We start from the raw sequence: 25,468 nt of genomic DNA on the forward strand, positions 1-25,468 counted from the left end.
CCCGCATGACACGCGTATCCGTCAAATACAAAGATCACATCGCCCATGTCACGCTGACGCGCGGTGACAAGATGAACGCGCTGGATGATGCGATGATCAACGCGCTGCTGTCCGCTGGGCAAGAGGTGGCCGCCTCGGATGTACGGGCCGTTGTCCTATCGGGTGAAGGCAAAAGCTTTTGCGCCGGGCTTGATATGGCGAGCTTTGCCAAGATGGCCCATATAGACCCGACCGAATGGCTTATGACCCGCAGCAATGAAGACGCCAACGAAATGCAGGAACTCGCGCTGATCTGGCGGCGCGTGCCTGTTCCGGTGATCTGTGCCATTCAAGGCGTGGCCTATGGCGGCGGGTTGCAGATCGCGCTGGGCGCGGATATTCGCATCGCCCATCCCGAGGCAAAGCTTGCCGTGATGGAGATGAAGTGGGGCATCGTTCCCGACATGGGCGGTATGGTGCTATTGCCGCAATTGGTGCGTTCGGACGTTCTGCGCTTGTTGACTTATACGGCCCGTCCCATTGGCGCCCAACAAGCCGCCGATTGGGGGCTGGTCACGAAAATCTCGGATGATCCACTGACCGAGGCATTGGCGCTGGCCGAAGATATTGCGGGCAAAAGCCCCTCGGCCATCCGCGCGGCAAAACGCCTGATCGAAGTGGCCGAGACCAAAACCCGCGCCGAGGTTTTGCTTGCTGAATCTGCCGAACAGGTTGATCTGATCGGCAAGCCGGATCAGATGGAGGTTGTCATGGCGCAGATGCAGGGCCGCAAACCAGAATTTAAATAATTATCGCATGAAGGCCCGGCGTGCATCACGCGCCATGTTATACCGCATCTCAAGATCGGCGATTTTGGCCATGACTGCCTTGCGTTCATCAGGATCGGTTAATCCTGCGAAGGTACTTCTGGCTGCATCAAGTGCTTTTTTGATTTCGAACTCTTCAGGAAGTACGCCTGCCTGCGCCATGATCCGATGGCCGACTGTGATGGCGGGATCGCATTGTGCTTCGCTGGAACGGTCGGGCAGGGGGTGTCCTTGGCCCTCCAAATCCTGCAATTGGCCCTCGGCCTGCGCCTTTTTGATCTGGCGTTCAATCAGTTTTCCAAGCGATCCAAACATGACGAAAGAGTACCCCAGCCTTTCCTGCGTTGAAAGTTTCTAACGTGTTCGGTTTGTAACCAGATAAGCAATGCCACCGATCAGCAGGCCCCAAACCGCGGCGCCCAGACCAAAAACGGAGATACCAGAGGCCGTGATAGCAAAGGTCAGAATAGCGGCTTCCCGTTCGGCGGGCACCTCAAGCGCGGCATGGGTGGCGTTGGCCAACACTCCAATTAGTGCGATCCCGGTGAGTGTGCCCATTAGCAACGGGTCGGCATGTACGGCAAACCCGGTGATGGCCACGGCGAAAATGCCGAACAGACAATAGAACACTCCGGCCATTGCGGCTGACCAATATCGTTGGGCCGGATCCGGGTGGCTGTCCTCGTTGGAACACATTGCGGCGGTGATCGCTGCGAGACAGGTGGCGGGCGCACCGAATGGGGCTGACAAAATGCTGGCTGCCCCGACCCAGGAAAACATCCTGCCGGGGGCAGGTGTATATCCAAAGCTGCGCATTACAGCGATGCCAGGAATGTTTTGCGTGGCCATGGTGACAATGAACAACGGGATGCTGATCCCGATGATGGACGCAAGTGAAAAGCTTGGCATCATCCAAACTGGCGCGGCGACCAGATGGGAAGGTGTAACCGATGCCTCGCCCGCATTCAGCACCACGACAATGGCTGCCGCTACCACGGCGGTGGGAACAGCGAACAGGCGATTGATCCGTCCTGCGATGAACCATGTCAGGATGACAGGCAAGGCTTGCCATGGCAGGTCAACTGCGGCCTTGAACGGGACAATGCACAAGGGCAACAAAACCCCACCCAGCATCGCCTGTGCCAAGGTTGTCGGGATGGCCGCAGCCAGCCTTCCCAACGGACGCCAAAGCCCGGCCAAAACAGTCAGCGCACCCGCACACAGGAACGCGCCTGTCGCCTCAGCAAAGCCTGCTGCGGGCATTGCAGAGGCGGCCAAGAGGGCGACGCCAGGTGTGGACCAGGCAACGCTGATCGGTTGGCGATACCAAAAGCTTAGGCCGATGGCCGTGATCCCCATAGCAATTGCTGCCGACATCAGGCCCGAGGCAGATTCGGCTGGTGACGCGCCCATGGCCGCCAGACCCTGCAAGACAATGGGGAAAGAACTGAAGAACCCGACAATGGCTACGACCAACCCGGTCAAGACAGTCTGGATCGGGGGGAATGCACGCGCCATTTGGACCTCGGGGCTTACCACCCGCACTTGCTAACAAGGGTTTGCATGAATGGACAAGTGTTTTGGGCGCAAAAGAAAACCCCGCCGTTGGATGCGCGGCGGGGTTAGGATTTTGAGTATTTGGGAAAAGATGAAGATCAGGCGATCTCGTCCAACCGAGCGAGCGCTTCGTCGAGTTTCGCCTCTTCTTCTTCGCGGGCTGCGAGATTGGCTTTTGCCTCTTCGACAACCTCTTCCGGGGCCGAGGCAACGAATTTGGGGTTGTTCAGGCGCCCGCGCAGGCCACCCAGTTCTTTGGCCAGTTTGCTTTTGGCTTTTTCCAACCGTTCCTTTTCAGCGCCGATGTCGATGATGTCGGCCAACGGCAGACCAAAGGACGCGCCGGGGGCGGCGATCGAGATGGTGCCCTTGGGCAACTCATCCGCTTTGGTCAGGCTGTCGATCCGCGCCAGACGTTTGATCAGCGCCTCGTTGCGGTCCCATGCGGCTTGGCCGTTGGCGTCGATTTTGGTCACCAGCATCGGCACATAGAGACCGGCCGGAACGCGCATCTGAGCACGGGCTGAGCGGGTGTTTTCGATCACGGAGATCACCCAGTTCATCTCACGATCGGCATCAGCATTCACCAGATCAGCGGCGGAGTAGCTCGGCCAATCGGCGTGAACAACCATCTTGGCGCGGTTGCCGGTCAGCCCCCACAGCTCTTCGGTGATGAAGGGCATGATCGGGTGCAGCAGGACCATGCACTGATCCAGAACCCAGCGCATGGTCGCGCGGGTTTCGGCCTGTGCTTCGGCATCATCGCCCTGCAGCAGCGGTTTCGACAGTTCGACGTACCAATCGCAGACCTTGCCCCAGACAAAGGCGTAAAGCCCGTTGGCCGCATCGTTGAAGCGATAGCCTTCCAGCGCCGCGTCGACCTCTTCTCGAACGCGGGCGGTTTCGCCGATGATCCAGCGGTTGACGGCGGCTTTGGGTTTCAGGTCGGCCACGTCCAGTTGCGGAACCGCGTCGGTGAAGACCTCGTTCATCTCAGCAAAGCGGACGGCGTTCCACAGCTTTGTACCAAAGTTTCGATATCCGGTGATACGCTCTTTGGACAGCTTCAGGACACCGCCAATCGCCGCCATCGAGGCGTTGGTAAAGCGCAGTGCGTCGGCGCCGAATTCATCCACAATGTCCAGCGGGTCGATAACGTTGCCGGTGGTCTTGGACATCTTCTTGCCCTTCTCGTCGCGGACGAGTTGATGCAGGTAGACGGTGTGGAATGGAATCTGATCAACCACAGCCAGTTGCATCATCATCATCCGGGCGACCCAGAAGAACAAGATGTCGAAGCCGGTAATTAGAACGTCCGTGGGGAAGTAGCGCTCCAGCTCCTCGGTCTTCTCGGGCCAGCCAAGCGTGCCGATAGGCCAGAGACCAGACGAGAACCAGGTGTCGAGCACGTCGGGGTCGCGCCAGACCGGATAAACCAGCTTGGTTGGGTCTTGATTAAGCGCATACTGGGCAAGGCTTTCAGCGAACTGATGGATCGCTTCCTGCTTGTCGGCAACTTCAATAACGGTCGCGTGGCTCAGCGGGCTGGGAATGTTGGCGTTGTCGTCCAAGAATTTCTCGGTAACAGCCTCAAGGCTGGATGCGCATTCCATGACATTGCCACGGTGCAGCATACCGCCTTCATTCAGCAAGCGGCCCAACTCGACCAGGTCGAGGTCACCGTCATTCTCATCGTCGATAAAGTCCTCGGCGGACAAGTCCAGGCCATACCAAACCGGAATCTGATGCCCCCACCACAATTGGCGCGAGATGCACCAGGGCTCGATGTTTTCCAGCCAGTGGTAATAGGTCTTCTCGCCCGACTCGGGAATGATCTTGACCGTGCCGTCCTTGACCGCATCCAGCGCGGGTCCGACGACCTTGGCGGCGTCGACGAACCACTGGTCGGTGAACATCGGCTCAATAACAACTTTCGATCGGTCGCCAAAGGGCTGCATGATCGGTTTGCTTTCGACTAGCGGCACCAGCGCTGCCGGGTCGTCATCTTCGCCCAGTTTGGTGCCCAGAGCCGGATTGTCGGCGCGTGTCATAACGGCCAGACCGTCTGCAGTGATCTCTTCCACCACTCTCGCGCGCGCCTCGAACCGGTCGAGCCCGCGTAAGTGATCGGGTACCAGATTGATCGCGTCGATCTCGTTCTCAGTGAATGCGCGCCCACGTGCATATTCCTGCGCTTTGCTTGCCTCGTCGGCATAGGGCGCGCCATCGGCCCGCATCGCGCCTTTGGTATCCATCAAGCGGTACATCGGAATGCCGCCGCGCTTGGCGACCATGTTGTCGTTGAAGTCATGCGCACCGGTGATCTTCACCGCACCCGAGCCGAAGTCGGGATCAGGGTAATCGTCCACAATAATCGGAATCTGTCGCCGATGCTCCTTCGGGCCAACCGGGATTTCGCAAAGTTTCCCAACAATTGGCGCGTACCGCTCATCTGATGGATGAACCGCGACCGCGCCGTCACCCAGCATGGTTTCAGGTCGCGTGGTGGCGATTGAAATGTAATCCCGCTCCTCACGGAAGATCACATTCCCATCTTCATCTTTTTCCAAATACTCATATGTCTCACCGCCCGCCAACGGGTACTTGAAGTGCCACATGTGACCGGCGACTTCGATATTCTCGACCTCAAGATCCGAGATTGCCGTTTCGAAATGTGGATCCCAATTGACCAGTCGCTTGCCTCGATAGATCAGGCCCTTTTCGTACATGTCGACGAAAACCTTGATCACCGCGTCGTGGAAATTTGCCGAGTTCTCATGCCCCGTGCGCGGATCGCGCGGTGCGCCGGCCATCGTAAAGGCGTTACGTGACCAGTCGCAGGAGGAACCCAGACGTTTCAGCTGTTCGATGATTGTGCCGCCGTATTCGCCTTTCCATTCCCAGACCTTGTCCAGAAACGCCTCACGCCCCAGCTCGCGCCGACCGGGTTGTTGGGTGGCGGCCAGCATCTTTTCCACCTGCATCTGCGTTGCGATACCCGCGTGGTCCTGACCGGGCTGCCACAGCGTGTCGAAACCACGCATGCGGTGCCAGCGGATCAGAATATCCTGAAGGGTATTGTTGAACGCGTGGCCCACGTGCAGCGCGCCCGTCACGTTGGGCGGCGGGATCATGATGGTAAAGCTTTCGTCGCGCGATTTGTTTGCGCCTGCCTTGAAGGCTCCGGCCTGTTCCCAGGCCTCGTATATGCGGGCCTCGGCCTCGGCCGCGTTGAATGTCTTTTCCATCGCCATGGGTGCGTCCTGCGTCATCAATCTCGGGTCAGCGCCTGCAATAGCGAATGCGTGCAGGAAGGGGAAGGGTCTGCGCGCACTGGACATGGAACCTGTACAGCCTAAGCTCGGCCCTGACACAGCCCAAAGGATCAGCCCATGGATAAGTTCGGCAAAAGCCAGCCTGTCAAACGGATCGAGGATCAGCGGTTTCTGACAGGGCAGGGGCAGTATATCGACGATGAATTGCCCGGTGATGCCCTGTTCGCGGCGTTTTTCCGAAGCCCGGTGGCGCACGGTAAGATTACTACGCTGGATCTGGACGCTGCGCGCGAGGCTGATGGGGTGCGGCTGGTCATGGCGTTTGGTGATCTGAGCGCGACCGGTATCGACACTGTATTGAACGCGACAACAGTAACGAACCGTGATGGTTCGAAAGCCGCCGCGCCTGATCGGCATATGCTGGCCAAGGATCGCGTGCGTTTTGTTGGCGAACCTGTGGCTGTCGTGGTCGCTGAAACGCAGGCTCAGGCGCGTGATGCCGTTGAACTGATCTGGATGGAGACCGACGACCTGCCCGCCAAGCTGGATTTGGACGCAGGCGGTGAAACGCTACATGAAGAAGCCCCCGATAACCGAGCATTTGACTGGGGCATGGGCGACGAGGCCGCGTCCGAGGCCGCATTTCAGGACGCTGTGCATACGGTCGAGCTGAACGTCGCCGACAACCGGGCGATTATTGCGTCGATCGAACCCCGGGGTTGTCAGGCCAGTTGGTCCGACGGGCGCTTGCACTTTGCGTATAGCGGGCAGGGTGTCTGGGCCATGCGCGGGCAGTTGGCGCAAAAGTTAAAGATGGAGGCAGAAGCCATCCGTGTCACCACTCCGGACGTGGGCGGTGGTTTTGGAATGAAGGTGATGCCGTACCCCGAGTATTTCTGTGTCGCCGTGGCCGCGATGAGGCTGGGTCAACCCGTCCACTGGATGTCGGACCGGTCCGAGGCGATGTTGTCCGACCATCACGGCCGCGATCTGACCTCATTCGCGGAAATGGCTTTTGACGCCGATCACAGGATCACCGCGTATCGTGTGCACAGCAAGGTAAATTTGGGCGCCTACAATAGCCATTTCGGGCAGGCCATCCAAACTGATCTGTTCAGTAAGGTGTTGATGGGCGCTTATGACGTGCAGACCACATATCTGCGCGTCGAGGGTTTTTATACCAACACCACTCAGGTTGACGCCTATCGCGGAGCGGGGCGGCCCGAGGCGATTTACGTGCTTGAACGCATCATGGACAGAGCAGCGCGTGAACTGGACGTCGACCCGTGGGAGCTGCGGCGCAAGAACTTCATCCAGCCCAAGGCTTTCCCCTATAAAACCGCGACAGGTGAAACCTATGACGTTGGCGAATTTGACATGGTCCTAACCCGTGCAGGCGAGCAGGTGCAGGGCTTTGCTGATCGTAAGGCCGCAGACGCCAAGCGCGGTCTGATCCGCGGGCAGGGACTTTGTTACTATATCGAAAGTATTCTGGGCGACCCTTCCGAAAACGCAAAGATTGAGCTTTGTGAAGATGGCACTGTGAACCTCTATGTGGGGACACAATCAAACGGGCAGGGGCATGAGACAGCCTATACCCAGTTCCTATCGGGTCAGATCGGCGTTCCTATGGATCAGATTACTGTTATTCAGGGTGACAGCGATCAGCTACCCAGTGGAGGCGGCACCGGCGGTTCGCGGTCGGTCACGCTGCAAAGCACGGCCACATTGGCCACAATCGACGTCATGATCGCCGCATTCACGCCTTATCTGGCCGGTAAAATGGGGGTGGAGGAAGCTGACGTGAGTTTTGATCACGAAACATTCCGTGCGCCCGGTTCGAACCTGACACCGACTCTGATCGAGGCGGCTGAGATGGCCCGCGCCGACGGTCGAACAGATCTTTTGCAGCACGAGGCACACATCACGCTTGAGGCGCGCAGCTTCCCAAACGGCGCGCATGTTGCCGAAATCGTTACCGATTCTTACACCGGCGAAACTTGGGTCGACCGTTATACGGTGGTGGATGATTTCGGTAATCTTATCAATCCGATGCTGGCCGAGGGGCAGGTACATGGCGGTGTCGCACAAGGTATCGGTCAAGCGTTGAGTGAGCACGTTGTGCATGATGCGCAGGGGCAACTGCTCACGGCTTCGTTGATGGACTATGCCTTGCCTCGGTCGGTTGAGATACCCATGATTAAGTTTACCTCGGCGCCGGTTCCGTCAACCACTAACCCTTTGGGAATGAAGGGCTGCGGAGAGGCCGGTACCGTCGGCGCGCTGGCCGCTGTGGCAAACGCGGTTCAGGACGCGCTTTGGGATCACGGGGTGCGGCAGGCGGATATGCCTTTCACACCCCACAGAGTATGGGAGTTGCTGACGCATGGTTCTGTCGCGGCTGACTAGAAAGGTACTGGGATGGCTCGGACGGCCTTTGCGGTCCGAACACTCGGCCGAGACGCTGCACCGCGAGCCCGTCAGCCATGTCATTATCCTTGACGGCACCATGTCGACGCTGGAACCGGGCTATGAAACACATGCGGGCCAGACCTATCGCCTGTGCCGTGAGATGGGCGGCAATGTTTCGGTTTTTTACGAGGCCGGGGTGCAATGGGAAAGTTGGAAATCCTCTCTGGATGTGATGATGGGGCGGGGGATCAACCGGCAAATCCGTCGCGCTTATGGCTATCTTGCGTCGCGTTACAAACCCGGCGACCAAATCTTCTTCGTCGGCTATTCTCGCGGCGCTTACGGAGTGCGTAGCCTTGCCGGGGTGATCGACATGATCGGTTTGCTCAAGGCCGAACATGCCACCGAGCGCAACATCAAACAGGCTTATCGTCACTACGAGTGCAATCCCAACGGCTCGGCGGCCCATGACTTTCGTCGTCAGTTTTGCCATGAAGAGATCGCCATCGAGATGATCGGCGTCTGGGATACCGTCAAAGCTCTGGGTCTGCGACTACCCCTGCTGTGGCGCTGGGCCGAGGATAAGCACGCCTTCCACAACCACCAGCTTGGCCCTGTGACGCGCCACGGTTATCACGCCATGGCGCTGGATGAGACCCGCGAAGTGTATGAACCGGTTTTGTGGACGTGTTCACCCGAGTTTAAAGGCCACGTCCAACAGGTCTGGTTTCGCGGCACCCACGGGGATGTCGGTGGGCAGTTGAACGGTTTCGAAGATGCCCGCCCACTTAGCAATATCTCTCTGATCTGGATGCTAGATAAGGCCGAGTTGCACGGCTTGCCGCTGCCCGAAGGCTGGCGCGATCGTTTCCCCACCTCAACCTCTGCGCCCTCGGTTGGAACCTGGCGTGGATGGGGCAAGATTTTCCTGCTGCGCAAGCATCGAAAGGTCGGAGGAGACCAATCAGAACACCTGCACGCTTCTGTTTCTGTCGATGATTTGCCGGGCTGGGTGCCGATGCCAGATTTGCCGTCACACCCGGCAGAATAGGTCTATCAATCAGTGTCTGAGGCAGACGGTCAGAATGGGCGCGAAATGCGCTTGATGTGTCTGTCTGTAAATTTTGTGTAGCGGACAGATCGGGCAGCGCATTTGGCTTGAAAAAGCAGTTTCATTGGTCTCGGTACCCGGTTGTAAGGAGTGGGTGCCAACGTTGTCGCGCAGAAGGAAAAGTTTAGAGAAATCTCGCGTGTCCACCGGATAGGGATGTAGGCGTGGCATACCCGCGTGCGTGATCCGAAGTCTCTCCCAATCCGTGACAAGGGCACATGACCCAGATCAGCCAACATTGCATGGGCTACCCGGGTATCTCTTCCTAGCGTTTGCAGTCAAAGGTGTCTTTGGTGGAGTGCTGGCCAGTTTCTGCCAGCACTAACAGGCGTTTTGCCGTGGTTAACCAGGTATCCTCCATCGCGGTCGGATCCTGGCGTAAAGTTTTACCGCCGCCGGTCGCGGCGCGAGCTCATCGGCTGGAATGCCACGCCAACATGGGCCTCGCAATAAGGTTTACCGGCTTCAACAGGCAGGCCGCAGAACCAGAAATCCTCGGTTGCGGGGTCGCCCACGGGCCATTTGCAGGTTTTCTCGGTCAGTTCCATCAGCGTCAGCTTCTTGGCCTTCTTTTCGACTTCGTTAACCTTGGCCAACGCTTCGGGGCTGATCTCATTGGCCGACGGCTGTGGCGGCAGTGGTTGACCGGCCGGGATGATCTGGCGGCGGGCTGGTACGGCAGGTTTCGCCTCGGCCGCAGGGGCTGGGGCCGGACGGGCCGGTTCCGTCTTGGGCGCGGGCTTCGGCTTGGCCTCGGCCTTGGGTGCTGGGGCCGGCTTTTCTTTCGGTTCGGTTTTGGCCGTAGAACCGCCAGTTGCGCGGTTCGACAGGCCCAGACGGTGTACTTTGCCGATCACAGCATTGCGGGTCACGCCGCCCAGTTCCTTGGCGATCTGGCTGGCCGACTGGCCCTCGCCCCACATTTTCTTCAGCAGTTCTACGCGCTCGTCAGTCCAGGACATCATTTGCCTTTCAAAAGCGGAAAGCGGCCCCGGATTCGGGCCGCCTTGGGAATTCGTCTCAGCCCCCTATTCTAATCACTGCGCCCCGAGTTACAAGCTATCTTCGAATCAGGTTGAGGTCAGACGATGCAGATTCCCCTTGAGCAGAACGAACACCGTTTCGGAGCGGTAAACTGGATGGGCCTTTACACGCTGGCACAGCGTGAAACCCTGCGCTTTCTGGCGGTTTGGACCCAGACATTATTGGCACCGCTGGTCACAGCCGGGCTGTTTCTGCTGATCTTCAATATCGCTATCGGGCCAAGCCGGTCAGACGTGATGGGGGTGCCGTTCCTGACTTTCCTGGCGCCGGGAATCATGATGATGACCGTAATCCAGAATGCCTTTGCCAACACGTCATCCTCGATGGTGATCGCGAAGGTGCAGGGCAACATCGTCGATACGCTGATGCCGCCGCTATCGCCGTTAGAGATCCTGCTGGGTTATTTGGCTGGGGGCATCATACGTGGCGCCATGATTGCCTGTGTTGTTGCCATTGCCCTGGCGTTGGTGTTGGGGCTGGTGCCTCAGAACCCCCTGATTGCGCTAATTTTCATCGTTCTGGGTGGCGCTTTCATGGGAGTATTGGGTCTGCTGGCCGGGATATTCGCAAACAAGTTCGACCAGATGGCGGCGATCACCAATTTCATCGTTACACCGCTGGCCTTCCTTTCGGGTACCTTCTACTCGGTCGAATCGCTTCCGCCTATTCTCAACCGCCTCAGCCATGTAAACCCGGTGTTCTATCTGATCGACGGGCTGCGCTTTGGTATGATTGGCGTGTCAGACAGTTCGCCGTGGTTGGGCATGGCGGTCTGCGCGGGGGCAACGCTGGTCGTGGGTGCGGTGACTTGGCAGATGTTGCGGACGGGATATCGGCTTAAAGCCTGACGCGGGTGTCGGACGAGAAACGACACGCTTGTCAGTATAACCGGCAAGGGTGGATTTCTACCGCATGGGTGCCATGGCCAAAGCCATGTGTAAATGCACCGCAAACGGTCAGCGGTAGGTTTTGCTTTTCAGAGCGGTAAACTCAATATGTAAATTTCAGGGTTTTCAGAGGCGACGCGTGTCGCTATACGCCCTCGCATGATCAAACACGCACATATCCTGCGCCTCCGACGTCGACGGTTTACCGCATAGCCGGCCTGTTTGATCTATTGCGCGCTGTAAATCCGCGCAAACTCCACCAAATCTGTTGACGAACATGGGCCATGTGTATCACTCACAGGGCTTAACTTATCTGAAAAGGATGATCCGATGATCCCGTCCGTTCTGCCGACCTATAATCGCGCGCCCCTTACATTCGTGAAGGGTGAAGGCGCCTGGCTGACCGAGGCGGATGGCCGACGTTTTCTGGACCTCGGCGCCGGGATCGCGGTGAATGCGTTGGGCCATGCGCACCCTGCACTGGTTAATGCGCTGACCGAGCAGGCCCACGCGCTGTGGCATGTTTCCAACCTGTACCATATCCCACAGCAGCAGGCGCTGGCTGATAAGCTGGTGGAACACACCTTTGCCGACACCGTGTTTTTCACAAACTCCGGCACGGAATCTTGCGAACTGGCCGTTAAAATGGCCCGCAAGTATTTCTATGACAAAGAGCAGCCCGAGCGGGTCGAGATCATCACCTTTGATGGTTCGTTCCACGGACGGTCCTCTGCCGGCATAGCCGCAGCGGGATCCGAAAAGATGACCAAGGGATTCGGTCCTTTGCTGCCAGGTTTCGTGCATGTCACCTTCGGTGATCTGGACGGTGTCACCAACGCTATTACTGATAAAACTGCTGCAATCATGATCGAGCCTGTGCAGGGCGAGGGGGGTATCCGCCCCGTGCCGGACGCTGAAATGAAGGCATTGCGTCAAATCTGCGACGAACATGGCCTGTTGTTGATTCTGGACGAAGTGCAATGCGGAGTCGGTCGGACAGGCAAACTGTTTGCCCATGAATGGGCGGGTATCGCGCCCGATATCATGATGGTCGCAAAAGGCATCGGCGGTGGTTTCCCTCTGGGTGCGGTGCTGGCCACCGAAGACGCGGCCTCTGGCATGACTGCGGGCACGCATGGCTCGACATACGGAGGCAACCCACTGGGTTGCGCAGTAGGATGTGCCGTGATTGATCAGGTTGCCACGCCTGCATTCCTCGAAGGCGTCAACCGCAAGGCAGGGTTGTTGCGCCAAAAGCTTGAGGGCCTGATTGCCGATCATCCTGAAGTGTTCGAAGAAGTGCGCGGCACAGGCCTGATGCTGGGCCTGAAATGCACGGCGACCAATACCGATGTGGTCAACGCGGGCTATGACAACGAGGTCATCACCGTCCCAGCAGCTGATAACGTGATCCGCCTGCTACCGCCCCTGACATTGACCGAGGATGATATTGCCCAGGCAATGATCCGCCTCGACAAGGCCGCGTTACAGGTCGAGGCCAGCCTCGAATCCGCCTAATCTTCATCTTTTCCCAAATACTCCGGGGGCAGCGCCCCCGGCGACCGACAGCCAAAAGCGAAACGATATGAACCATTTCCTTGATATCCACAAAACCGACGCAGTCGATCTGCGGACCATGATCGACCAAGCCGGTGCGATGAAACAGGCCCGTCTTGGACGTCCCAAGGCTGCTCTGGATGATGACCAGCCACTCAAAGACCGAATGGTGGCATTGATCTTTGAAAAGCCATCGACCCGGACGCGTGTGTCTTTTGATGTGGGCGTGCGTCAGATGGGTGGCCAGACCATGGTGCTGTCGGGCAAGGACATGCAGTTGGGGCACGGCGAAACCATCGCCGACACCGCCCGTGTGCTGTCGCGCTATGTCGACATGATCATGATCCGGACATTCGACGAAACCATCCTGACCGAGATGGCCGAATATTCCGACGTGCCGGTGATCAACGGCCTGACCGACCGCACCCATCCCTGCCAGATCATGGCCGATGTCCTGACCTTCGAGGAACATCGCGGGCCGATCAAAGGCAAAAAGGTTGTCTGGACTGGCGACGGCAACAATGTCTGCGCGTCTTTCCTGCATGCGGCGGGCCAGTTTGGGTTCGACCTGACCTTCACTGGACCGGCGCAGTTCGATCCCGAGGAAGAGTTTATGGGTTTTGCCCGCCAGAAGGGCTCGAAGATCGTGGTTGAGCGTGATCCCTTCAAAGCGGTCGAAGGTGCTGATCTTGTGGTCGCTGACACCTGGGTTTCAATGCACGATTCCCAATCCGCCAAGGAACGTCGCCACAACCTGCTTCGGCCCTATCAGGTGAATGCCGAGCTGATGTCTCATGCCAAAGCGGACACTCTGTTCATGCACTGCCTGCCTGCGCATCGCGAGGAAGAGGCGACATCCGAAGTGATGGATGGTCCGAACTCGGTGATTTTTGACGAGGCTGAAAACCGGCTGCATGCCCAAAAGGCAGTGATGCGGTGGTGCCTGGGCGTCTGAGAAACACTGAAAATACCGAGAGAGCCACATGGCTCTCTAAAAGCTCGGAGTCTCCCATGCCGCACGTCACCCTTGAATTTTCTGCAGGTCTTGAACAGTCTCACGATTTTCAAGCCATCTGCGAACAGCTTTATAAAGTTCTTGCCGGGCATGAAGAGTTTGAGCTGCCAACGCTCAAAATTCGCGCTACCCCGGTTTCGTTTTCTCGCATCGGGACCGAACCGCAGACATTCATCCATGCCACGCTCTTGCTGATGCAGGGCCGGAGTGAGGCGACACGCACCGAGCTCAACGCGATTATTCTGGACGTTCTGTCCAAGATCATGCCCGAGGTCGGCAGCATTACCGTGCAGGATGTTGAAATTACCCGCACAACCTATGCCAAACGTCTATCAGGTTGACGCGGACCCTGAAGGGTGCATCGGGCGTCTAACGCCGATGCACCTTCCAAACCCGCAATCGGGCGAGCGTTCCCACGGTCACCAAAACCACCAAAGCACACTGGGCGAACTTGGTCATGGTCTCCATTGTTCCCTCGATCTGCAGCGCGTGAACGACGCTGCCCAGAATGGTCACTATGGCCAGCACTGCATGACCCAAGCGCCAGACCCGAAACCGCAAGCTAAGGTGCCGCCGCGAAACCCCCAACGCCGCTGCCGCAAATCCCGCCCACATGGCGATGACCCCCCATGTCGAAAAAGGTGTTGCAGACACGAAGAGTAATGCGTCTATCACATCAGGCGGGCTTGTGATCCACAAGCCGATCACATGGATCAAAATGCTTGCGACAAGGGCCAAACCACACCGTCTGTGCCAATGGCGGTTGTTGACCGCAGAGAGCCCGGGCAACCAACGCCCAGCCAACAAGGGTTGTATCAGAAGAAGGCACATCCCGATGATGCCTGCAAAACCGGCGAGGATGTAAATCGGCTCACGCCACGCCAGATACGGGCTGAAAACCGCTGCTATGACCGGTACCAGAAGTGTGGCTGCCAATGTCGCCCAGATCGCAACGCGCTTTAACACCCGTCAGGAAGGCTGCAAAACGAAATGCGCAGCGAGGGTCTTGTCCTTGGAACTCGCCATGATCGGTCGCAGAAAGACAGTTTCGAATTCCCCGCTGTCATAGGCCAGATGGCCATGTGGTTGGCCGAAGGCGGGCACGATCTGAGGCATCTCCAGTCGAAATTCACCGTTCGCATCGGTTAGAGTCGCGCCGTGGCTCTGGGGGTCGCGTTCGTGACCTTCGGTGGTGTGCGCCCAAATCTGTATGCGCTGACCGGGAAGGGGCGCGCCATCGCCCGCGCGCCTTACCGTGCCGGTCATCCAGAACCCACCGCCGCCAATCCGTTCAACGATAGGCGCGCCGGGGCGGTAATTGTTAGATCCGCCGCGCATGGAAGGGGTTGGCGCCAACCCTGCAGCACGTGCAGGCAGCAGCAGGCCAGTGACGATAACTGCGCCTCCGCCAGCGATAAGTGAACGGCGAGTAAACGATGAACCAGTCATGCAAACCTCGTAAGATTTCAACTGTTCTAGAAGAATAGCACGATTGCCTTTCATTCCGAGGGGCCGTTGCGAAATGTGAATTCCTTTGACCACAAGGCTGTCGGCTGCAATCCTGATCGCAGGATGCACTTGAGCGAAAGGCCAGTTATATGACGCCGACCGACAGCATTACGCCAGACGAAATCGAAGCGTTCCGGCGTGACGGCGCGGTTGTACTGAGGTCAAAGTTTTCGAACCATTGGCTCGAGTTGTTACGGGCGGGTATCGACGCCGACCTTGCGAAGCCGACTGCCAATTTTACCCGCCATACCAAGGATTTGCGGGCGCCCGCCTATTTTGAGGACTATTGGGCCTGGAACAAGATTCCTCAGTTCAGGGAATTCGTCCACAATTCCCCGTGTGCGTCCCTTGCCGCGCAGCTTCTGGATGCACCCTCGATCAACCTTGTCATGGACAATTGGTTCTTACGAGAGGCGGGTTCGACCTCGCGCCCGCCGTTTCATCAGGACCTGTCCTATTTTGATTTCGAGGGAACGATGTGCGTTCTATGGCTGCCGTTGGAGCCCGTGACCAAGGAAAGCGGTATCGCTTTCGTTAAAGGTTCGCACCTTTGGGACAAGCTGTTCATGCGAGTTCGGTTTGCCGACGGGCACCCCAGCTATGAACCGACCGAGGTTGCGGGGCTAACCTATCACCCACCCCCTGATGTCAATGCCGACCCCGGTGCTTACGACCTGTTGCAATGGGATATGGGGCTTGGGGACTGCATCTTTTTCGACATGCGAACGTTGCACGGAGGTCTGTCCTCGGTCACGCCGTCGGAGACAGTACGCCGGTTCACGCTGCGGATGACGGCCCCGGACGGGGTCATCCGCTATCGCGGCGATTGGGCAAAGGACGAACGCGCGCAGTTCGAAGCGGCCGGTTACCACGAAGGAGACCGGATCGATGGGCCGTTCTTCCCTCAACTCTGGCCGCGGTAGGGCAACGTGTAGAGCGTGACATCTACGTTGATCTGCACTTTATCTGTGTGAAATTGCGCATACCAATGGTGTAAAACGCCCTATATCCTGCATTGGTGAACCTAATCGCCTTGATCGCAGGAGCGCAGCAATGAGTTGGAATCCCACCCACAGCCCCGAATGTCTGTCCGAGAATGCGTCTTTGGAGACATTGATTATCCCCCGTGCACGCGATTTGGGCGGGTTTGAGGTGCGGCGGGCATTGCCCTCGGTAAAACGTCAACTGGTCGGGCCGTTCATCTTCTTTGATCAGATGGGTCCGGCCGAGTTCATCACCGACGGCGGCATTGATGTTCGCCCTCATCCGCATATCGGCCTTGGAACTGTGACCTATCTTTATCAGGGAGAATTTGAACATCGCGACAGTCTGGGCACCCACCAGATGATTTATCCCGGCGAGATCAACTGGATGGTCGCCGGCCGAGGTGTCACCCACTCTGAGCGCACCAGCGACGAGACGCGCGGCAAGAAACACAGCTTGTTCGGCATCCAGACCTGGATCGCGCTGCCCGAAGCGCATGAGGATATGGCGCCGAATTTCGAGCATCACAAGCAAGGTGCGTTGCCGCATATTCAGGATCACGGGGTCAGCGCCCGCCTGATCCTTGGGTCGGCTTATGGAGAAACCAGCCCGGTCACGATGTTGTCGGAAACCTTCTATCTTGATGTGCAACTGGATCCCGGTGCGTCCTTCCCGCTACCGGATGATCATGAAGATCGGGGCGTCTACGTCACTCAGGGCTCTGTTGAGGTGGCAGGCGATACGTTCGAAGAAGGTCGGATGATGGTGTTCCGCCCCGGCGATCACTTGTCGGTCAAGGCTGGGCCACTTGGTGCGCGGTTGATGCTGTTGGGTGGCGCGACGCTGAATGAGGATCGGTATATCTGGTGGAACTTTGTTTCCTCGTCAAAAGAAAAGATCGAGACCGCAACACGTGAATGGAAAACCGCTGACTGGGCAAATGGCGCATTTCACCTTCCACCTGGGGACGATCAGGAATTCATCCCGATCTCGGAGGAGTTGGAGCGTACCAAACCGCGACTTGCGCGCTGACCACGCGTAAGGGGGCCTTGCCCGCGTTCCTGATCACGGCGATCCTTTGTGTCGGAGAGGCGTACAATGAAGATCGTGATTGCGGGCGCAGGTAGTATTGGGTGTTATTGCGGCAGTTTGCTGGCTGATGCAGGGCATGACGTCACGCTGTTGGGCCGCGCACGTATACTGGACCCAATCCGAGATAAGGGCCTGACAGTCACTGATTATTCGGGCATGCGCCGCCGCGTCGAGGCGCGGGATTTGACCCTGACCGAGTATGCAAAGTGTCTGAGTGGCGCCGAGATAGTGATCGTGACAGTCAAGGCTGGGGCAACTGCCAAGATAGCCACTGAAATTGCGCAATTCACACCAGCCTCAACCCCGGTTCTGTCGTGGCAGAACGGCATGGGCAATGCGCGGATTTTGCGTTCGGTTCTACCGGGCTATGACGTGCGCGCGGGAATGGTGCCGTTCAATGTTGTTCCCACCGAACCGGCCAGCTTTCATCGGGCCACGTCGGGTGAGATCGTCATTCAATATGGACCCGGCTCTTTGGGCGAAAAGCTCAGTTGTCCTCTTCTGCCAGTCATCGAAAGCGGCGATATCGATGCTGTGCAGTGGGGTAAGCTGGTGATCAATCTCAACAACGCCTTGAACGCCTTGTCAGGTTTGACGTTGAAAGAGCAACTTCTGGATCGCAAGTGGCGTTGCCTGATGGCTGATCAGATGGCCGAGGCGTTGGCTGTTCTCAAGGCAGCGGGCCATCCAGTGGCATCGACCACGCCGTTGCCTGCGTGGATGACGCCGCATATCCTGCGCCTCCCGACACCGATTTTTATTCGCATCGCCGCACGTATGTTGACCATCGACCCCAGCGCGCGAACCTCGATGGCTTATGATCTGATGGCGGGTCGTCCAACGGAAATAGACGATCTGCAGGGAGAGATTATCCGACTTGGCGCGCAAACCGGTGTGCAAACCCCGATTTGCGGTCAAGTGCGATCTCTGATCGAGCTGGCACCCGCAGATAAGCTGCTGCCTGAACAGATTATGCCCTAGTGTCAGCTCAGACGAAGGCTGTCAGGAAAACGAAAATCGTTGCCGACATGACCGCAGCTGCGGGAACGGTGACAATCCACGCCGCCACGATGGTCATGAAATGCGAGCGACGTACCAACTTGCGGCGCTGATGCTCTTCGCGGGCGAGTCGTTGTTCAACCGGGCGCTGCCGGTTCGATTTTTTCCAGCGGCGGTCAGAGTGCCATTCCCGATAGAACCCAACCCCGAATACGGCCCCCACGGCGATATGCGTCGAACTGACCGGCAAGCCCAGCCAGCTGGCTACGATGACAGTGATGGCTGCCGACAAAGCGACGCAAAAGGCGCGTATTGGGTTCAGCTTGGTAATCTGGCTGCCGACCATACGGATCAGTTTTGGGCCAAACAGGAACAGGCCGAAGGAAATGCCAAAAGCTCCGATCACCATGACCCAGCTTGGGATCGACACCTTCGCAGCAAAATCGCCGAACTCTGCTGCGTGTACGATCGCGGCCAGAGGACCCACGGCGTTCGCGACGTCATTGGCGCCGTGTGCGAAGCTGAGGAAGGTGGCCGAGATGACAAGCGGCAGACCGAACAGGGCTTTCACGGATTTAGTGCGGTTTTCCATTCCTTCCGACTTGCGCCGTACCCAAGGCACCGTCACGGACCAGACCAGAAGACCCGAGGCAAAACCGATCAAAAGCGCCGTTTCAAGTTCGATTTTTACGATCCGTTTCAGGCCTTTGACGGACAGATAGGTGGCAAAAGCCGCCATCATCACAGCAACGAGGATCGGAACCCAGCGACGGGCAGCTGCGATTTTGTCGTCCTGATACTGAATTTTGTTTTTTATCAGCGCCAGAAAACCGGCGGCAATCAGACCACCCAGAACCGGCGAGATCACCCAGCTGGCGGCAATCGCACTCATGGTGCCCCAACTTACGGCACTCAGACCCGCTGCTGCAATGCCCGCACCCATCACACCGCCTACCACGGAATGTGTGGTGGATACCGGGGCACCCACCCAGGTTGCAAGATTGACCCACATCGCCGATGAGATCAGAGCAGCCATCATCGCCCAGATGAAGACGTTGTTGTCCTGAACCGAGGCAGGGTCGATGATCCCTTTGGAAATTGTGGAAACGACATCCCCACCGGCCAGCAAAGCCCCGGCGCTTTCGGCTATGGCGGCGATCACAATGGCACCGCCCATGGTCAACGCGTTGGCGCCCACGGCGGGTCCCATGTTGTTCGCTACGTCATTGGCACCGATATTGATGGCCATATAGGCCCCGAAAACCGCCGCAGCGACGACGATCAGGCCACCATCTGCTTGCCCAAAGAACAAAGCTGATGACAATCCAGCCAGCGCAATAAAGGCCAGCGCGATACCGGGGGCCAGCATCGGACGTGCAACGTGGGCATTGGCATTTTCAACGCGCGAGATGCGTTTCAGATCGCTGTCCAGCGCCTGCCAGCGGTTCTTTGTGGTCATGTTTGACATGGTTTGCTCAAGAGGCTTTGGGATTGACGCAGGGCGCTAGACGGTTTCGGCCTTCTGGACAACCGCATTGTCATCAATTTTTTGCGAATTTGTTACATTTGCAGCAGCAAATCGCTCAGTTCCGGCTCGTTGACACGCTCCGCCGCTGTTGCGGGAGATACCCAGACCCGTTTGCGTTTACCCGCTTCTGGGAAATCGTCCGCAAGCTCTCGAACTTCGACTCGATAAACACTGGTCAGCACCGGTTGGGCCGAGCCGTCTTTCATGATTTTATCGTAGGTGAAATGTCCGACCGGTTCCTTGGCGGGGCTAGGCGCGCGTACGCCGGCCTCTTCCCAGGCTTCCTGCAACGCGGTCTCTGCCCCGTCCTTACCTTCAATCGGCCAGCCTTTGGGAATGATCCAACGCCCCGTGTCGCGGCTGGTGATCAGCAGGACCTCTGGTCCCTCTAGGGTGGCACGCGTGCACAGCGCTGCGAACTGCACCCGCCGAGGGCGCAGGAAAATGGGTCGTGCGACCTCTTCCCAGATTTTTCGCAGCCATGCCGACATCGTCGATTGGTTCTTTACTTTTCGTGTCTGAAACTGCCGTGACATAGCAGTGAAGCAAGGTGGTTTCAATAATGCTTAAAATAGATGCAACTTTGTTGCGAAGGGCGGAGTTACCTCCGCCTTTTGGCGCGCAGGGTCGGATCAGCCTGTGTTGGGTCTTCGGGCCAGGGGTGTTTAGGGTATTGCGCGCGCATGTCCTTGCGAACATCTGCATAGGATCCGGCCCAAAATCCGGGCAGGTCACGCGTGATCTGAATTGGGCGTTGCGCCGGGGATAACAGAGTTATTTTAAGCGCTTCGCCACCCACTACTGGATGCCGTGTGACGCCAAAAAGTTCCTGCAGGCGAACTGAAATTTCCGGCACCGCGCCGCCGTAGTCAATTGGTACCTTGCGGCCCAGCGGAGTTTCGAACGCCCCCGGAGCTCGGCGATCCAGTTCTTGAGTTTGGTTCCAATCCAGCCGGGCACGTAAGGCGGGCAATAGATCAAAGCGTTTCCAGTCCTCGGCATTGCGCACACCTGAAAGCATGGGCAACAGCCAGTCTTCAAGCGTGTCATTCAGCCCTTCAAGAGTGAAATCAGGCAGGTCAGCGCCTTCGGCTCTGATCAGCTCGACGCGGGCGGCCAATCGCGCTGCTGCCCCGTCCAGCCGCAGCCCCAAGTCACGCACGCCGCCCAGCATGGCTTGCGCCACATCTTCGTCTGGTACGGTCTTCCAGATGCGGTCGCTCAGAGTGATGGCGCCGAGTCTCTCTTGCTTACGTGCCACGACCCGGCGTTCGCGTTTGGACCATTCACAGCTATCAACCCATGTTATCTGATCGGAAAACAGATCGCGAATTTCGCGTTCAGCAATCTGAGCTGCCATGCGTACACGCGCCTCACGCGGGTTGCCATCCGTATCCGTGACCACAAGATAGGGCGCGGCAGCCAGTGTGTCGTCGTTGTCCAAGACAACGCCCTTGCCGCCCGAAAGAACATAGCGCGGCACATCGCCTTTGCGGCGTTGCCCGATCCGGTCGGGATAGGCCAGAGCCGCCATTGCGGCTGGACTCAGTCCGCTGGAGGTACCTTTGGTCCTCAGCCGTTTGGTCTCGGCCTTGATCCGGTCCGCAGCGCCCACATTCACCTGCCAGACTCGGTTGCGCTGAAACGCGCGGGTGTCGCGCAAGGCTTCCAAGCGCAACAGCATGTCCGCAGGCGCACCTTTCAGCGGATCACGCTCGGCCATCAGCGCGGCCAAAGGGGCAGCGTCTGGCCCAGCGCGTTCCAGCATATGCCCGAGGCGCGGGTGCAGGGGCAGTGCCGACAACGCCTTGCCGTGATCGGTGATACGCCCATTGGTATCCAACGCGCCCAGCATCCTCAGCAGGGCCTTTGCCTCGGCCATCGTGCCGTCGGGTGGGGGTGTCAGGAAAGCCAGATCGTTTGGTTCTGCCCCCCACAGCGCCAACTCAAGCGCCAGACCTGTCAGGTCAGCCGCTTCGATCTCGGCCGGTGGATAGGCGGCCAGCGCGCCTTCCTCGCCCTTGGACCACAGGCGATAGCATACCCCTTCGGCCACACGCCCGGCGCGGCCTGCGCGCTGGGTGGCCTCGGCCCGTGTCACGCGTTCGGTGACCAGCCGCGACATGCCCGAGCCAGGATCGAACCGCGCACGGCGCGCTTGGCCCATATCGATGACCACGCGGATGTCCGGGATGGTCAGTGAGGTTTCAGCAATTGATGTAGCCAACACCACTTTGCGCCCGGCCTCAATCGGCGCAAACGCGGCGCGCTGGGCGGCAAAGGGCATTGCGCCGAATAAGGGACGTACTGCGCAGTTACCGGGCAAATGTCTGGCCAAGGCCGCTTCGGCTCGACGAATTTCGCCTTCACCGGGCAGAAACACCAACACACCACCGCCGGTTGCGCGTGTGTCGCGTTCAGCCTGAATCACCAGATCAACCAGAGCATCCAAACGTCGCGTCTGGGCACCCAAGGGTCGATCCAACCAACGGGTTTCGACCGGATAGCTACGCCCTTCGGACGTGACCAGTGGTGCGTCCATTAGTCGGCCCACTGGTTCCGCATCCAATGTAGCCGACATGGCAACCAGGATCAGGTCATCCCGCAGCGCACCTGTGACTTCCAGACACAATGCTAAGCCAAGGTCGGCATTCAGGGACCGTTCGTGGAATTCGTCGAAGATCACCGCGCCAACGCCCGGCAGATCGGGGCTGGATTGCAGCATCCGGGTAAGAATACCTTCGGTGACGACTTCGATCCGGGTTGCTTTCGAAACCTTTGCGTCACCGCGCACCCGGTAGCCGACGGTCTCTCCGGCGCGTTGGCCCAAAGTTTCGGCCATCCGTTCGGCAGCGGCGCGCGCGGCCAGTCGTCGCGGCTCAAGCATTACAATCTTGCCGTTACACAAGCCTGCCTCAAGCATCGCCAGAGGCACACGCGTAGTTTTGCCCGCACCCGGAGGGGCCTGCAGCACGGCACGGCCCTTGGCCTTCAAGGCCGCAAGCAGGTCAGGGATGGCGTCATCAATCGGCAGGCGTGTCATGCTGGCTTTATCCGCCAAGCGATGGGCAAGGTCCAGTTCTGGCACGTGGCATCACGTTCAGCGGCGCAAGGCACTGGACAAACCATGAGTTGCTCGGTCATTTAGGCGAAAATCGAGTAAGGGGCCTCGCATGACGACTGCTGAGCTGGGTGACAGGATTTTGAATGGTGAGCGCCGCGCGCTGGCCCGTGCGATCACTCTGGTTGAAAGTGGCCGCGAGGATCACCGCATGCAGGCGACCGAGCTGTTGGCGCATGTGACCAAGGCGGGGCGTCAATCCTTGCGCATCGGCCTGTCAGGGACGCCCGGAGTGGGTAAGTCCACCTTTATCGAGAGCTTTGGCATGATGTTGATCGAGCAGGGGCTGCGCGTAGCGGTTCTTGCTGTTGACCCCAGCTCGGCCCGTTCGGGTGGCTCAATTCTGGGAGATAAAACCCGGATGGAGCGTCTGAGTCGCGAAAAAAACGCCTTTATTCGCCCGTCACCCAGCCAATCCCATCTGGGAGGTGTCGCCCGACGGACGCGCGAGGCAATTGCGTTGTGCGAGGCCGCCGCGTTTGATGTGGTGCTGATCGAAACGGTGGGTGTGGGTCAGTCGGAAACCGTGGTATCCGAGATGTCCGACCTGTTCCTGCTGCTGCTGGCCCCTGCGGGCGGAGATGAATTGCAGGGTGTCAAACGCGGCATCATGGAAATGGCCGATATTATTCTGATCAACAAGGCGGACGGAGACCTGAAAACTACCGCCACCCGAACGTGTGCGGATTACGCCGGTGCTCTGCGTCTGTTGCGCAAACGACCGCAAGACCCCGAGGGATTCCCAAAAGCCATGACCGTTTCAGCGGTTGAGGAGCATGGTTTGGAGAAGGCATGGACTGAGATGGAGTCGCTTTCGCAATCCCGCCGAGAAAGCGGGCATTGGGACGCAAACCGATCAGAACAGGCACAGTACTGGTTCGAACAGGAGGTCCGGGCGGCCCTTCTTGAAAAACTGTCAACTACACAGGCACGGGTTGAAATGGAGCGGCTGGGGACGCAGGTGCGCGCGGGTGGGCTTAGCCCTTCGGCAGCTGCCGAGAGCATGCTGGCATCTCTGATGAACCGTTGATCGGGCTTTTCACGTCCACGCATTCAAAATCTGAGAAGGGTAGTGGTTGGCGCTGACGTGAACTCAAAGCCAAGTTCATCAACCGCTTAGCGTCGCCTCGGGCGAAGGAGCCGATACCTATCGGTTCCAGTCGCTGATTTTGGGCAGTATCGACACAGATTTCAGAGCGAGTTTTGTGATATTTCCAAAACTGACAGAAAACCGGCTAGCGCCACGGTTGGCACGCAATAGCCTTCAAGGATGGCAGCAGAGGCACCAATTGCAGCGGTATCTCAAGAACTGCTAGCCGTTGCTGAAGGGGCAAGTTCACTTGGTTGATGATGTTACTGCAAAGAATCCGCGCGATCTGTCTTGACCCTTCCTGCGATTCCCACTACACGCATCCAACCAGTTTTCGGGCGCGACTTCGGGTTGCGCCCCTTGTGATTTGGCCGCAGGCATCATGCCCGGCCTCCAGAAACAAAGGAAGAAACCATGTCGCGCCGTTGCGAACTGACCGGAAAAGGCCCGATGACTGGCAACAATGTCAGCCACGCCAAAAACAGAACTCGTCGTCGTTTCCTGCCGAACCTGAACGATGTTACCCTGCAGTCCGAAACCTTGGGCCGTGGCGTCAAGCTGCGCATTTCGGCTGCTGCTCTGCGTTCGGTTGACCACCGCGGTGGTCTGGACGCGTTCCTGGCCAAAGCCAAGGACGAAGAGCTGTCGGCAAACGCGCTGAAAGTGAAAAAGGAAATCGCCAAGGCACAAGCTTCGGCCTAATCCCCTTTTTCCTGCTAAGAATTCAACCCTGTACCACAAGGTGCAGGGTTTTTTGTTGCGCATTTTGTTCCTGGGTTGGAAATAAATTGCGCTCACGGTGATGTTGTTCACATACGCTAATCTCAATCTGCTTTATGTTTAGTCATATCATCTGGCGGAGTTTACCCCCATGTCATTCAAATTCTCTGATCTCCTCTCCCTGTTGGCGGCCTTTTTTGGCAAGACGTTTGGGACATGTACTCGGATGCAGCGACAGGTGAACAGGTTGCATACCAGCCTGACCAAGGGGTCGGTCAATCGTCCCGGTTTGGACGGCTGACGATAGCACAAGGCTGCGGGCTTCTGGCGCACCTGATAGCGCTTGAAGCCCGCTTTTCTTCCTGACTATATCTGGCGCAGGATGAAACCCGTTCTGAATAAAATTCTACCGTTGGTGCTGTCGCTGCTCGTCGTTTTGACAGGGCAGGGGGTGGCGTCTTCGCGTGGAATCGACAGTGCAGTCGGGCAAATGGTTTTGTGCACGGGCACTGGACCAGTTGTGGTCTATATGGATGCCGAAGGCCAGCCGACGAAGCCTCCGCATTATTGCCCTGACTATGCGTTGAGCCTGTTGGGTGCGATAGCTTTGTCGGAGCCAGCTTTGCCGCATGCGCCGAACAGAGCCCTGCCAGCACCGTTACGCAAGGCGGAAAACCTGATTGCCCTTCCGGTTCCGTACAATCCAGCGCGTGCGCCTCCGCGTCTGGTTTGAACCTGTTTTCCAACTATTCTCTGAAAAA

Annotated in this window: 22 protein-coding genes; 13 read left to right on the forward strand and 9 right to left on the reverse strand. The window is 58.1% G+C overall.

Annotation, left to right across the window (positions count from 1 at the left end; translation table 11 throughout):
• Positions 1-5 precede the first annotated feature (5 nt).
• Positions 6-788: a crotonase/enoyl-CoA hydratase family protein gene (locus ACR0D7_RS08885; RefSeq protein ID WP_480678708.1), complete on the forward strand. Its 783-nt coding sequence runs from the start codon at positions 6-8 to the stop codon at positions 786-788.
• Here ACR0D7_RS08885 and ACR0D7_RS08890 read toward each other — a convergent pair whose 3' ends face one another.
• From ACR0D7_RS08890 to ACR0D7_RS08900, 3 genes are all read right to left on the reverse strand, one after another.
• On the reverse strand, positions 789-1,121 hold the full coding sequence (locus tag ACR0D7_RS08890; RefSeq protein ID WP_480678709.1) for a DnaJ family domain-containing protein: 333 nt from the start codon (positions 1,119-1,121) through the stop codon (positions 789-791).
• A gap of 39 nt (positions 1,122-1,160) precedes the next feature.
• The gene (locus tag ACR0D7_RS08895; protein WP_480678710.1) at positions 1,161-2,351 is read right to left on the reverse strand and encodes a benzoate/H(+) symporter BenE family transporter; all 1,191 of its coding nucleotides are present in this window, start codon (positions 2,349-2,351) and stop codon (positions 1,161-1,163) included.
• Positions 2,352-2,461: 110 nt separating this feature from the next.
• Positions 2,462-5,617: a valine--tRNA ligase gene (locus ACR0D7_RS08900; protein WP_480678711.1), complete on the reverse strand. Its 3,156-nt coding sequence runs from the start codon at positions 5,615-5,617 to the stop codon at positions 2,462-2,464.
• A 138-nt stretch (positions 5,618-5,755) separates the two neighbouring features.
• On the opposite strand from ACR0D7_RS08900, the gene ACR0D7_RS08905 reads away from it, so the two are divergent.
• Together ACR0D7_RS08905 and ACR0D7_RS08910 are read left to right on the forward strand one after the other, a co-directional pair.
• Positions 5,756-8,047 (forward strand): xanthine dehydrogenase family protein molybdopterin-binding subunit, encoded by a 2,292-nt coding sequence (locus ACR0D7_RS08905; protein WP_480678712.1) that lies wholly within the window; start codon positions 5,756-5,758, stop codon positions 8,045-8,047.
• Entirely contained in the window at positions 8,025-9,101 is a 1,077-nt protein-coding gene (locus tag ACR0D7_RS08910; RefSeq protein ID WP_480678713.1) for a DUF2235 domain-containing protein, read from the forward strand. Before ACR0D7_RS08905 ends, ACR0D7_RS08910 begins: the two co-directional genes overlap by 23 nt.
• Positions 9,102-9,547: 446 nt before the next feature.
• Here ACR0D7_RS08910 and ACR0D7_RS08915 read toward each other — a convergent pair whose 3' ends face one another.
• On the reverse strand, positions 9,548-10,123 hold the full coding sequence (locus ACR0D7_RS08915; protein ID WP_480678714.1) for a GcrA family cell cycle regulator: 576 nt from the start codon (positions 10,121-10,123) through the stop codon (positions 9,548-9,550).
• A 126-nt stretch (positions 10,124-10,249) separates the two neighbouring features.
• Between ACR0D7_RS08915 and ACR0D7_RS08920 the strand changes: the two genes are divergently transcribed.
• The 4 genes from ACR0D7_RS08920 to ACR0D7_RS08935 all read left to right on the forward strand — a co-directional run bounded on the left by ACR0D7_RS08920 (position 10,250) and on the right by ACR0D7_RS08935 (position 14,005).
• Complete coding sequence (locus ACR0D7_RS08920; RefSeq protein WP_480678715.1) at positions 10,250-11,053, forward strand: ABC transporter permease; 804 nt, start codon at positions 10,250-10,252, stop codon at positions 11,051-11,053.
• 369 nt (positions 11,054-11,422) lie between these two features.
• A complete protein-coding gene (locus ACR0D7_RS08925) occupies positions 11,423-12,610 on the forward strand; it encodes an acetylornithine transaminase (RefSeq protein WP_480678716.1) in 1,188 nt (395 codons plus the stop codon).
• A 67-nt stretch (positions 12,611-12,677) separates the two neighbouring features.
• The gene (argF, locus tag ACR0D7_RS08930) at positions 12,678-13,604 is read left to right on the forward strand and encodes an ornithine carbamoyltransferase (protein ID WP_480678717.1); all 927 of its coding nucleotides are present in this window, start codon (positions 12,678-12,680) and stop codon (positions 13,602-13,604) included.
• A 56-nt stretch (positions 13,605-13,660) separates the two neighbouring features.
• Complete coding sequence (locus ACR0D7_RS08935) at positions 13,661-14,005, forward strand: 5-carboxymethyl-2-hydroxymuconate Delta-isomerase (RefSeq protein ID WP_480678718.1); 345 nt, start codon at positions 13,661-13,663, stop codon at positions 14,003-14,005.
• Between the two features lie 28 nt (positions 14,006-14,033).
• Here ACR0D7_RS08935 and ACR0D7_RS08940 read toward each other — a convergent pair whose 3' ends face one another.
• Entirely contained in the window at positions 14,034-14,600 is a 567-nt protein-coding gene (locus ACR0D7_RS08940; protein WP_480678719.1) for a ferric reductase-like transmembrane domain-containing protein, read from the reverse strand.
• 33 nt (positions 14,601-14,633) lie between these two features.
• A complete protein-coding gene (locus tag ACR0D7_RS08945) occupies positions 14,634-15,113 on the reverse strand; it encodes a twin-arginine translocation pathway signal (RefSeq protein ID WP_480678720.1) in 480 nt (159 codons plus the stop codon).
• A 149-nt stretch (positions 15,114-15,262) separates the two neighbouring features.
• On the opposite strand from ACR0D7_RS08945, the gene ACR0D7_RS08950 reads away from it, so the two are divergent.
• From ACR0D7_RS08950 to ACR0D7_RS08960, 3 genes are all read left to right on the forward strand, one after another.
• Positions 15,263-16,096, forward strand: a complete 834-nt coding sequence (locus ACR0D7_RS08950) for a phytanoyl-CoA dioxygenase family protein (RefSeq protein ID WP_480678721.1) — start codon at positions 15,263-15,265, stop codon at positions 16,094-16,096.
• A 130-nt stretch (positions 16,097-16,226) separates the two neighbouring features.
• Positions 16,227-17,189: a pirin family protein gene (locus tag ACR0D7_RS08955; protein WP_480678722.1), complete on the forward strand. Its 963-nt coding sequence runs from the start codon at positions 16,227-16,229 to the stop codon at positions 17,187-17,189.
• A gap of 66 nt (positions 17,190-17,255) precedes the next feature.
• Entirely contained in the window at positions 17,256-18,230 is a 975-nt protein-coding gene (locus ACR0D7_RS08960; RefSeq protein WP_480678723.1) for a 2-dehydropantoate 2-reductase, read from the forward strand.
• 7 nt (positions 18,231-18,237) lie between these two features.
• On the opposite strand, the gene ACR0D7_RS08965 is transcribed toward ACR0D7_RS08960, so the two are convergent.
• The 3 genes from ACR0D7_RS08965 to hrpB all read right to left on the reverse strand — a co-directional run bounded on the left by ACR0D7_RS08965 (position 18,238) and on the right by hrpB (position 22,819).
• A complete protein-coding gene (locus tag ACR0D7_RS08965; protein WP_480678724.1) occupies positions 18,238-19,716 on the reverse strand; it encodes an inorganic phosphate transporter in 1,479 nt (492 codons plus the stop codon).
• A 92-nt stretch (positions 19,717-19,808) separates the two neighbouring features.
• Entirely contained in the window at positions 19,809-20,267 is a 459-nt protein-coding gene (locus ACR0D7_RS08970; RefSeq protein WP_170384838.1) for an NUDIX hydrolase, read from the reverse strand.
• A 110-nt stretch (positions 20,268-20,377) separates the two neighbouring features.
• A complete protein-coding gene (gene hrpB / locus ACR0D7_RS08975) occupies positions 20,378-22,819 on the reverse strand; it encodes an ATP-dependent helicase HrpB (protein WP_480678752.1) in 2,442 nt (813 codons plus the stop codon).
• A 130-nt stretch (positions 22,820-22,949) separates the two neighbouring features.
• On the opposite strand from hrpB, the gene meaB reads away from it, so the two are divergent.
• The 3 genes from meaB to ACR0D7_RS08990 all read left to right on the forward strand — a co-directional run bounded on the left by meaB (position 22,950) and on the right by ACR0D7_RS08990 (position 25,440).
• A complete protein-coding gene (gene meaB / locus ACR0D7_RS08980) occupies positions 22,950-23,927 on the forward strand; it encodes a methylmalonyl Co-A mutase-associated GTPase MeaB (RefSeq protein WP_480678725.1) in 978 nt (325 codons plus the stop codon).
• 474 nt (positions 23,928-24,401) lie between these two features.
• Entirely contained in the window at positions 24,402-24,689 is a 288-nt protein-coding gene (gene rpmB / locus ACR0D7_RS08985) for a 50S ribosomal protein L28 (RefSeq protein ID WP_039532366.1), read from the forward strand.
• A 400-nt stretch (positions 24,690-25,089) separates the two neighbouring features.
• Positions 25,090-25,440, forward strand: coding sequence for a hypothetical protein (locus ACR0D7_RS08990; RefSeq protein ID WP_480678726.1), 351 nt, complete (start codon positions 25,090-25,092; stop codon positions 25,438-25,440).
• Positions 25,441-25,468 lie beyond the last annotated feature (28 nt).

It is taken from the genome of Ruegeria sp. BB7 (assembly GCF_056539365.1).